General features: G+C 29.9%; 7 protein-coding genes. All 7 read left to right on the top strand.

Annotation, left to right across the window (positions count from 1 at the left end):
- The first annotated feature begins 492 nt into the window (after positions 1 to 492).
- The 7 genes from TD18_RS06215 (at position 493) to TD18_RS06185 (ending at position 10256) form a co-directional block, all read left to right on the top strand.
- Positions 493 to 1545 carry a hypothetical protein gene (locus TD18_RS06215; protein ID WP_040250064.1) on the top strand — a complete coding sequence of 351 codons (1053 nt, stop codon included), beginning with the start codon at positions 493 to 495 and terminating at the stop codon, positions 1543 to 1545.
- Between the two features lie 164 nt (positions 1546 to 1709).
- A complete protein-coding gene (locus tag TD18_RS06210; RefSeq protein ID WP_040250062.1) occupies positions 1710 to 2594 on the top strand; it encodes a DUF5677 domain-containing protein in 885 nt (294 codons plus the stop codon).
- A gap of 1811 nt (positions 2595 to 4405) precedes the next feature.
- Positions 4406 to 5554: a helix-turn-helix domain-containing protein gene (locus tag TD18_RS06205; RefSeq protein ID WP_040250059.1), complete on the top strand. Its 1149-nt coding sequence runs from the start codon at positions 4406 to 4408 to the stop codon at positions 5552 to 5554.
- The gene (locus TD18_RS06200) at positions 5555 to 6037 is read left to right on the top strand and encodes a DUF4411 family protein (protein WP_040250056.1); all 483 of its coding nucleotides are present in this window, start codon (positions 5555 to 5557) and stop codon (positions 6035 to 6037) included.
- A gap of 162 nt (positions 6038 to 6199) precedes the next feature.
- Positions 6200 to 7381 carry a hypothetical protein gene (locus TD18_RS06195; RefSeq protein ID WP_152611318.1) on the top strand — a complete coding sequence of 394 codons (1182 nt, stop codon included), beginning with the start codon at positions 6200 to 6202 and terminating at the stop codon, positions 7379 to 7381.
- Between the two features lie 204 nt (positions 7382 to 7585).
- The gene (locus tag TD18_RS06190) at positions 7586 to 9052 is read left to right on the top strand and encodes a hypothetical protein (protein ID WP_040250050.1); all 1467 of its coding nucleotides are present in this window, start codon (positions 7586 to 7588) and stop codon (positions 9050 to 9052) included.
- A gap of 154 nt (positions 9053 to 9206) precedes the next feature.
- Positions 9207 to 10256, top strand: coding sequence for a leucine-rich repeat domain-containing protein (locus TD18_RS06185; RefSeq protein WP_052461064.1), 1050 nt, complete (start codon positions 9207 to 9209; stop codon positions 10254 to 10256).
- The last annotated feature ends 35 nt before the right edge of the window (positions 10257 to 10291 follow it).

Genomic DNA, 10291 nt, shown 5'->3' with positions numbered 1-10291 from the left:
ACCTTATACAAACTCGTTACCAACCATAGTGCAAAAATCATCAGAGTTACATCCTTTAAACTTGAGTTACTAATACAAAGTTTTTAAGGTTTAATAAAATTCATCCGAATTATCCTTTTTTTGAGAACTAAACGCTTTAGCGTTCTGATTCGTTCTTTTCAAAAAAAGGCGTTTGTGGTTTTCCTAAGTGCAACCTAAATGCAGTTGTGATCATTTCTTTTCTGCCATTGTAGCGGAATCTTGGGCTTGTTAACTTAAGTCTGTGAATCGCATTCTGATTCGGTTGCTCTCTGTGTTTGCCTTTTCTCTGCTTACCAAAAACCTGTCATGCACTACAGTAGGTAACACTGTGTATAATTAATGCTCACATTTTTCTTCAATTAAAATTCATATATTTAAACAACTGATTTGCATCGACTGAAAATCTACGGATTTCCAATCGCACAAATCATACACAAAACCGTTGGCAATAATTACTTTTTAAATTAATATATGACCTTGAAAAAACCGAAAATAACTTATTTTATAGGTGCTGGAGCAAGCTATTCATCCTGTCCTATCTGGACTGAACAAGGGAATAAAATGATTGAGGTTGCTTGCAAATATTTCAAGAAAAACACAGGATTCTTCATAACCAAACCAACTGATTTAGTTGAACACGCAGAAGAAATTATTTGGGATATTGGATATTTTGGATTAAAGGCTAATAAATTTGGAACCATAGATACTTATGCAAAAAAGCTTCATTTAAATGCCTCATTCAAAGAACTAAGTAGATTAAAGCTATCTGTTAGTGTTTTCTTTACTATATGGCAACTTACAAATGATAGAAATTTAAAGTCAAGAAAAATTCAAGATAAAGAGTATGTTTTTGAAGAAATAGACAAGAGATATATTTCTTTATTCGCTTCTATTTTAGAAAGCAAATCTTCTGTTGAAATCAAAATAAAAGAAAATATTAGATTTGTAAGTTGGAATTATGATTTACAATTAGAATACGCTTTTAAATCGTTTAATCAAGATAATTTAAGTTGGGAGTTTATATGTAATAATTTGAATTTTAGGGCTGGAATTAGTGACAATAAAGAATTAGATATTTGTCATTTAAATGGATATCATGGTTTTTACAACGTCAAAGAGAGAGAAGAACATTTCTTAGATTTAACTGAATCTAAAGGGATAAATGAAATTGTTGATAGCTTATCTTTTTTGTATAATTCACATCGAAATAATGGTTTTAGTTTGTCAAACCATATAAATTATGCATGGGAGAAAAATCCGATTGCGCAAAAAACAAGAGATGAAGCACTAAGAATTTTTTCCGAAACTGACATTCTAATTATCATAGGTTATTCATTTCCTAATTTTAATAAAGAAATTGACAAAGAGCTTTTCAAAAGGTTGCAAGGAAGAAAAACTAGAATTTACTATCAGGATCCAAATGCAAGTTTAAATTTTATAAAACAATTAGTTGACATCAATGAATGTGAAGTAATAATTGAGAAAGAAAAACTTGACAATTTCATTTTACCATATGATTTCTAGTGTAACAATTGCCAACAACGTGTATAATTAATTACTACTGATTTCCCTATCGGAAAATCCTCGAAATTAATTAACTTAGTAACTTATCGGAAAACGACTAACATCCTTTTCCGTAACTAATCATTACACGAACACGTTAGCACCAATTTGGACATAATGAGAATATGAATAATGAAGAAAAAATAAAAACTCTTATAAACGAAGCGAATAGTTTAAATCTTTCTTCTTTAATTCCAAGTCTCGAAAAAATTTTGCAAGAGAATGCTTTTGTAGTGCAGTCTTTTTATGATGCCAAGCCAAAATTGGACATCGGCGAAGTATATCAGGAGACTCTTTTAATCAAAATAATTTTTACTTCTCGAAGCATATTAGAGTTATCGAAAGGCATTGAATTTGGCATATTAAACAGAAAAGAGAGACCCTTAATTATTGACAGGTCATCCCTTTACATATTAACAAGGTCAGTAATTGAATCCTTTTTGACTTTAGAATATTTATACTTCAATAATTTATCAAGAGAAGAACAAATATTCAGATATAATCTGTGGAGAATTTCAGGTTTTATGGCAAGACAAGATTTTGGAAAAACAAAAAATGAAAAGTTTTTGTCTAAAATGGAAAAAGAAAAAACGGAAATAAATGAATTAAAAAAGACCATCAAAACTAGTCCTTATTATTCGAAGTTAAAACAACAGCAACTGTGGAAATTGGACAAGTATGGTTTACCTAGAATTATGAGTTGGTCTGAACTTTTAAAACAGAGCATATTGAAAACGGATTTATTTGAAAAGGTTTACAAACTATATTCAAATTATGCCCACTCTGAATTTATTGCGATGATTCAACTTAACGAAGGAAAGATGAGCAAAGCAGATTCATTTAATGCTGAAACCACTATTACTACTTTAAATAATATACGTGTAATAAATTGTGTTTCTATAATTTCCTTCGTAAACAAATATGAATTCGCAAAAGATAAATATATGGAGATTGACGAATCATCAAGATATGTGATTGAATTCTGGAATAAATTTGGAATTAAGGAATGAAAAAACTGGTGCTAACACTGTATATAATTTATTGCTTGGTTCTAGCCTACTTACGAAAATCCTCGCGGATTTTCTATTCGGTTTTTATTTGTTAACTTAGTTGCTTAACCACGCAACAAACCATATACAATCACGTTACCAACCATAGTGCAAAAATCATCAGAGTTACATCCTTTGAACTTGAGTTACTAATACAAAGTTTTTAAGGTTTAATAAAATTCATCGGAATTATCCTTTTTTTGAGAACTAAACGCTTTGGCGTTCTGATTCGTTCTTTTCAAAAAAAGGCGTTCGTGGTTTTCCTGTGTCGCAACCTAAATGCTATTATGGTCTTTCTCTTTTTACCAAATTAACGGATTCTTGGGCTTGTTTATTAAAGATTTGGTTAGCATTCTGTTTCGGTTGCTTGTCTGTATTTGCTAAGTTCTGTCTTTTCCAATGGTTCGTTCTGCACTACAGTAGGTAACAATGTGTATAATTCATGCTCTAATTCTAATTCATTGGAAAATTCTTATATTTAACACTATGATTCGCAACGAATGAAAATCTATCGATTCTCAATCGCACAAATCATACACTAAACCGTTATATACAATGCCTCCAAGACCAATTTTGCTGAAAATTATAAATCTCCAAAGCATGTAGGTTTTAATTCACTCAAACTCTGAATTATTTGCTCACTCTTACTCTGTATTTTTCCCAGATTTATAATTGATATCTTGCAGTACTCGTCCTTGAAAAGTAATCGACGAAACTTGTGGAATTACTTACTCAAACTTTGAATTATTTGCTCACTCATACTCTGAATTTTTATCGGATTTGTAATTGAAATCTTGTAGTTTTTGTCCGTGAAATGTAATTGACGAAACTTGCGGAATTACTTACTTAAACGGATTTTCTGAATTTTAGGATTCATCAACTCAAATAAAAAAACCTGGTGTTATTTTTTCGATTTTTTTTTGAATTTTAAGCAACCATATTCGAAAAAACTATTCTAGAATTTTTTATTAAAAAGGAAAATGCTACAAAGCGTTTGAAAAAAAACACTTTTAGCTATTAATTGGTAAAAGCAAAACCGTGTTTAGCTTTTCTCGTTTTTTATTGTTCCTAACTTTATCGATAAGCAGAATTTGATTACTCTTATGCGTCGGCACAGTAAATAACAACGTGTATAATTAATTGCGACCGAATTTCCCTATCGGAAATTCAATCTTATTAATTATATTTAGGCTAACGGAAAATGACTCGCGTCCTTTTCCGCAACTAATCATACACAATACCGTTACCAACAATAGTGCAAAATCAACATTGTTACTTTTTTACCAAACTGATTTACTAGCTTTAAAGATTTTCTGATTTCTACAAAATTCATAGGAAAGATCCTTTTTTTGAGAACTAAACGCTTTGGCGTTCTGATTCGTTCTTTTCAAAAAAAGGCGTTCGTGTTTTTCTTGTGTCGCAACCTAAATGCTATTGTGATCTTTTCCCTTTTGCCAAAGTAGCGGATTCTTGCGCTTGTTTGTTTAAGTCGGTTAAAGCATTCTGATTCGGTTGCTCTTCTGTATTTGCTATGTTCTGTCTTATCCAACGGTTCGTTCTGCACTACAGTAGGTAACAATGTGTATAATTCATGCTTACATTATTCTTCAAATAAAAATCTTATATTTAAGCAACTGATTTGCTGCAACTGAAAATCCTACGGATTCTAAGTCGCACAAATCATACACAAAACCGTTACATGCAATATTCAGAAAAATTCATAACAATATCATAATAATGAATTCAGTTTTGTATTTTGCTGACCATAACTAATGAGTAAAAGTAGACCACATATCAATCCAGAAGTCCTGATTTGGGCAAGAGAACAACTCAACGCTGAGCCTGAACTCATTGCAAGAAGAGTTGGCACGTCCTTGGCAATGTATACTGCATGGGAAAATGGTGAGTCTTTACCAAGCCACAAACAGTTACAAAAACTTTCAATTCAACTTCAAGTTCCTGCTACTGCATTTTATCTTAAAAATACACCAATAGGAGATAATTCAAGATTAGAAATGAGAAGACTTCCAGGTTATACATCCGAAGAAGATTCTTTTCAGTTTTCTAAACAAGTAAATGAATGCATTAAAAGAAGAAAGATTATTAGCGAGTTAATAGAAAGAATGGAAATAGAATTTCCAACTTTCAATTTTAAATCATCAATTAATAATTCGCCTTCAGATGTAGCAAATGAATTTAGGGAATTTTTAAACATAAATATTAGTGAACAGTTAAGATACAGAGGTAAATTTGAAGCTCTAAAGAATTGGAGGCAAACATTAGAAAAGCATGGTATTTTAGTATTTCAACTTGAAAGGGTTGACTTAAATGAAGCTAGAGGTTTTGCTCTTTACAAAGATTTTTTGCCAATTGTAACCATAAATTCCAATGATTCTGTTGGTGGTAGAATTTTTACTTTATTTCATGAAGTTGGTCATTTATTACTTGGTGAGTCGATAGTACATAATCATTTAGACTATGATTCGTCGAACGAAATTGAAATTTGGTGTAATAAATTTTCAGCTCATTTTCTCGTTCCGACTAATGATCTAATTGCTACTTGTAAAACGATTGGAACTATTAATTCAAGTGCAAAAGTTGACAGATTAATTAAACGATATTGGGTAAGTGGTTCTGCTCTACTTCGCAGATTAAAAGAACAAAACCTGATATCAAATGAAGATTTTAGAGAACTAACCGAAATTTATGATTCATTTAGAGCAGAGAAAGGTTCTGGAGGAGATTATTATAGAAATGTTGTTGCTAGGATGGGTACTTTATTACCAGATTTAGCATTTGACAGCTATTACTCTAATGCAATTAGTATTCGTGATTTATCATCCATACTAAATATGAAAATGTCTAACCTTAAGGAGTTTGAGAAGCGATTCAAAGGCTCTGAATACGCCTTTGGGAACTAAATGACATATTGCTTAGACACAAACGTTCTTATTAACTGCTGGTACTTCTGGTATCCACCAGATTCTCATCCAACATTTTGGGAAGGACTTGAGAAACTTGCTACCCAAGGAAGACTAGGTTTTCCATCACAAGTCTTGGAGGAATTATCAGTTCAGGATGACGAGTTATATCAATGGTGTAAAGAAAGAGAGGGTTTATTTACTCTTAGTTCTTCAGATGAATTGGAAGCACTGGTTGCTGATTTAATAAACAAATATCCAGACTTTTCAGGAATTGATGTTGGAATTGGACATAGCTATGCAGATGTTTATGTTATAGCTCAAGGAATCACTAATAATATGAGAGTTGTAAGCATGGAAAAAATGGATGGAACTCAAAATCCTAGAAAATTTAAAATCCCACATATCTGCGGATTCGAAAATATAAGATGTATTCAACCTCATGAAATAATTCGACTTGAAGGTTGGGTATTTGTGCATTGAGTAAAATACAGCATGTAACACCGTGTATAATTCATTGCTAGTAAAGACTTACTTACGAAAATCCTCGCGGATTTTCTATTCAGTTTGTATTTGCTAAATTAGTTGCTGAAACACGCAACGAAATCATACACAAACACGTTAGGCACAATTATGAGAAACACCTTGAACATATTAATATTACTTCTGACTTTTAGTGTTCAAGGTCAAATTTCTGAGTCTTGGAATCTAGATATTGATACCTATACTCATAATTCATCGAATTACGCTTCAAAGAATCCACCAATCGAAATCGCGCAATTTTCAAACAACGACAAAGTAATTTTATCTCAAAACGGAACTCTAGTTAAAATAGATTCAAAAGGAGAGACAATTTGGCGAAAAGAAATTTCTACTTGTGCAAGGCAAAGAATAATAGTTGATTTAAAAGACAATATCATTTTTAGTTGTGGTAGTGAGATTACAAAGTTTGACCTGAATGGAAAGATGGTTTGGAATAATGACTACGCATCAAGCTTCAGTAAAGAATATATGACATTTGATGCTATAACTTTTGATCAAGATAAAATTTATTTAGCTGGTCATTTTTTCTATTCAAAATACATTTGTCAATTAGCTATAGATAATGATGGAACAGTTTTGTGGAAAAAAAGTTATCGACAAAATGTAAATTTTGAGTTTGATTTTTTACCACCAAAACAAATTATTGTTCACAATGAATCAATTTATATTTTGGCTCATGAATATTATTCATCTTCTAAGTCTGTTTTATATAGTTCTAATCTAAATGGTAAAAAAAGAAAAAAAACTTGGATAAATCATAAATTAAAAAAATTAAAGTCAAACAAAGAGTTTCTTTTTGCAGTTGGCCAATTTGATAATAAAAATGAGAAATTGATTGTTATTAAATTTAATAATGATATCGAGATTATTGATAAATTGGAATTTAGTTTACCAAGAAAAATTGAGCACAATAAATCCTTGAGAGGATATTCATCTAAACCAACAAAAAAAGATTTAGAAAAAAAATACTTTACCACATATAAAGTAAATGACTTTGAATTCTTAAATGATAAAAGTTTATTAGTTGTAGGAGATTCATCGAAAAGACCATGGATTGCAAAATTAGATTTGAAAAAAGGAATTATTTGGAATTATGATAATAATGATAAAAGATATTATAAATACAATAATGAGTTTACTATGCATTCATACTCTCTGTTTTCAGTAGATACAGTTAAGGATAAATATCTTATTTCTGGAATTAGTCAAGAACAAGACGATCATGAAGAAATGTTTATTAGATATATTAATTTGTTCGTAAGAGAAATTGAATTGGAAAAATAACAGTGCCTAACAACGTGTATAATTCATGCTTCACTCCTACTTCAATTAAAAATTTATATATTTAACTATATGATTTGCATCGACTGAAAATCTACGGATTTCCAATCGCACAAATCATACACAAGCACGTTGGCAACAATATTTGAGGACATTGCTAAAAATGATAATAAGTGACTATTTACAAACTAAAACAATAACCTATTTATGAAAAAAATACTATTCTTTACAGTTTTTATTTTTTGTTCTTTTTTATTAAACGCTCAAAAAACGATTAAAAAATCTTCCAAACTAGGAATTTATGAAATTCAATATTCCTTTGCTCTACAAAACGGTATTGTCAATATTCAAGATTTTAACTCTAAAGAAGGTCCTGGTTATCTTATATCTATTTTAGACGATGAGTTAAATTTAATTAAAGATTTAGTAATAGAAGCACCTAATAGCGCATTGCACAATGTATCTTTAGTTGATAGCAGATTACATTTACTAATTCAAGAAAACAAGCCGAATCAAAACAAAATTGATTACAATTTAATAACAATAAATACAGATGATTTTAGCAAAAAAAGTAAATTGTTATACTCGCTAAACCAATCAAATCATAATACAATAGAAAGGTTTTTTAGCCAAAATTCTTCTCTCGCAAAACTTGGTAGAATCGATGTGTCAGATGATAAAAAATATGTTTCCTTATCGATTGAATCTCGAATAAATAGTTTAAAAACAAAATCAATTTTAGTGTTGTTTTTCAATTCAGATTATGAACTTCTTTATGAAAAAAAACACACTCACACGTGGAATAAAAATAATGAAAAGTTTCAATATAAAAGCAGTTTTATAAACAGTCAACATAAGAAACTAATAGTTTTAAACAGAAGTTTTGGAAATGGGTTTAAATTAGAATCAGTTGGACAAGATGACTATAAAATCAAAGATTTTGATTTTGAGAATAAAACCCTAAAAACTCTAGCTATTAATGGAAAAGGTGATAACTTCTATTGTATTGGGTTTTATTTCGCTGATAGTAAAAAAGAAAAGGGTGGAATATTTTATTCAAAATTTTCTAACGATTTAGAACTATTGAATGAAAAGGCTATTCAATATTCCAATCAATTATTAGAGCAAGACCAAAGTAAAAAACAAAAGAAAAAAGGATTTAGTGCAATTGATTCTAAAGTTGGAGCTTCATTTGTAGTAACTGATTTATTCATAAATAACGAATCTGATATCTACCTTTTAGGAGAAATTCGAATTAGTCTAAATAATAGTTTTGCTTTTGATGATGTTGCTGTTGTTAACCTAACACTTGATGGAAATTTAAAATGGAGTCGTTTAGTTGACAAAAGTCAACACCTTGCAAGAAATTCTCAATCATCATTTAAGCCCTTTTTTATAAAAAATAATTTGATTTTACTTTTCAATAGCACATTGGATTTAGATGAAATGAGTTTTGATAAAAAATCATCAAAACCTTACGCATTAGAAAAACTGAATTTGTTTTCAGTAAACTTTAACAATGAAGGGCAATTTGAATATAAACAGTTAACTGACAAAAAAGCTGACGTGAATTATTATGTAACAGAATCCAAATTAATTGATAGCAAAGCAGTAATATTATTTGGGAGTCGAAAAAAAGACAGTATGATAATGAAACTAGATTACGAAAATTAACAATACAGTTGCCAACAACGTGTATAACTAATTGCTAATCTGTGTGTACTCGGAAAATCCTAGCGGATTTTCCTAATGGTTCGGTTTCTTTTATTAACTTAGTTCTCGCCAACGCAACTAGCCATACACGTACACGTTAGGCACAATATGACAAATGAGCGTACAAACAGTTAACGAAATAACAGGACAATATCAGATTTCCAAAGGTATTAGAAAAAGGGAATTGGAAAAACTTGCTTCTAATAAAAAAACGCAATCGATTCAATTTGCAAGTCCTTTATCGAATAATGAAATTGACCTTTTGGAAAAAATTGTCTTCTCTAATAGACCTGATATTTCTTTGAGAGTTTATGGACATTATGGCGAGAACTGTGATTTAACTTTCATTAAAAAAATTCCGTCATTACGAAAATTTTCAGCAGATTGTTTAATGGATGCTAAGGGAATAGAAGTCGTTACCGAATTAAATAACCTCGAAGAACTTGGCGTTGGAATTTATAACCTTGACAATTTTGACTTTCTTGAAAGTATTAATCCAAATCTAAAAGAACTATATCTTCAAAAAACTAAATCAAAAAAACCTAAAATATCAAGTATTTCAAGGTTTACCGAGCTTGAATATCTTTATTTAGAAGGTCAGCAAAAAGGCATAGAATCAATAAAAGAATTAAAGAAATTGGAAAAGGTAATTTTACGTTCAATTTCAACCAAAAACGTTGATTACTTATCCGATTTAAAAGAATTATGGTCTGTAGATATTAAATTAGGTGGAACTCAAAATTTTGACGCATTAACGACTTTACCAAAATTAAAATACTTGGAACTTTGGCAAATTAGAAATTTATCTGATTTATCATTTGTATCAAAACTTAATACACTTCAAAATTTATTTATTCAATCATTAAAACAATTGGATAAACTGCCTGATTTTAAAAACTCTACCTCATTGAGAAGAATCTATCTTGAAAACTTAAAAGGATTGACGAATCTAAATTCATTAAAAAACGCACCTAAATTAAAGGAATTTATATATGTACTTGCGGAAAATCAAGAACCTGAAAACTTAATTCCAGTTTTGGAAAATAAAAATTTAGAATCTGTTTTCTGTAGGTTTGGTAGTGATAAAAAGAATAATCGATTTGACCAACTTGCGAAAGAGTATAATAAAGCTGAATACGAATATTCGGAATTTAAATATGAATAAAATACTGTGCCTAACACCGTGTATAATTAATTACT

Source organism: Psychroserpens mesophilus, assembly GCF_000826645.1.
In the GTDB taxonomy this organism is placed as follows: domain Bacteria; phylum Bacteroidota; class Bacteroidia; order Flavobacteriales; family Flavobacteriaceae; genus Psychroserpens; species Psychroserpens mesophilus.
This window is presented reverse-complemented; position numbering and strand designations above follow the sequence as displayed.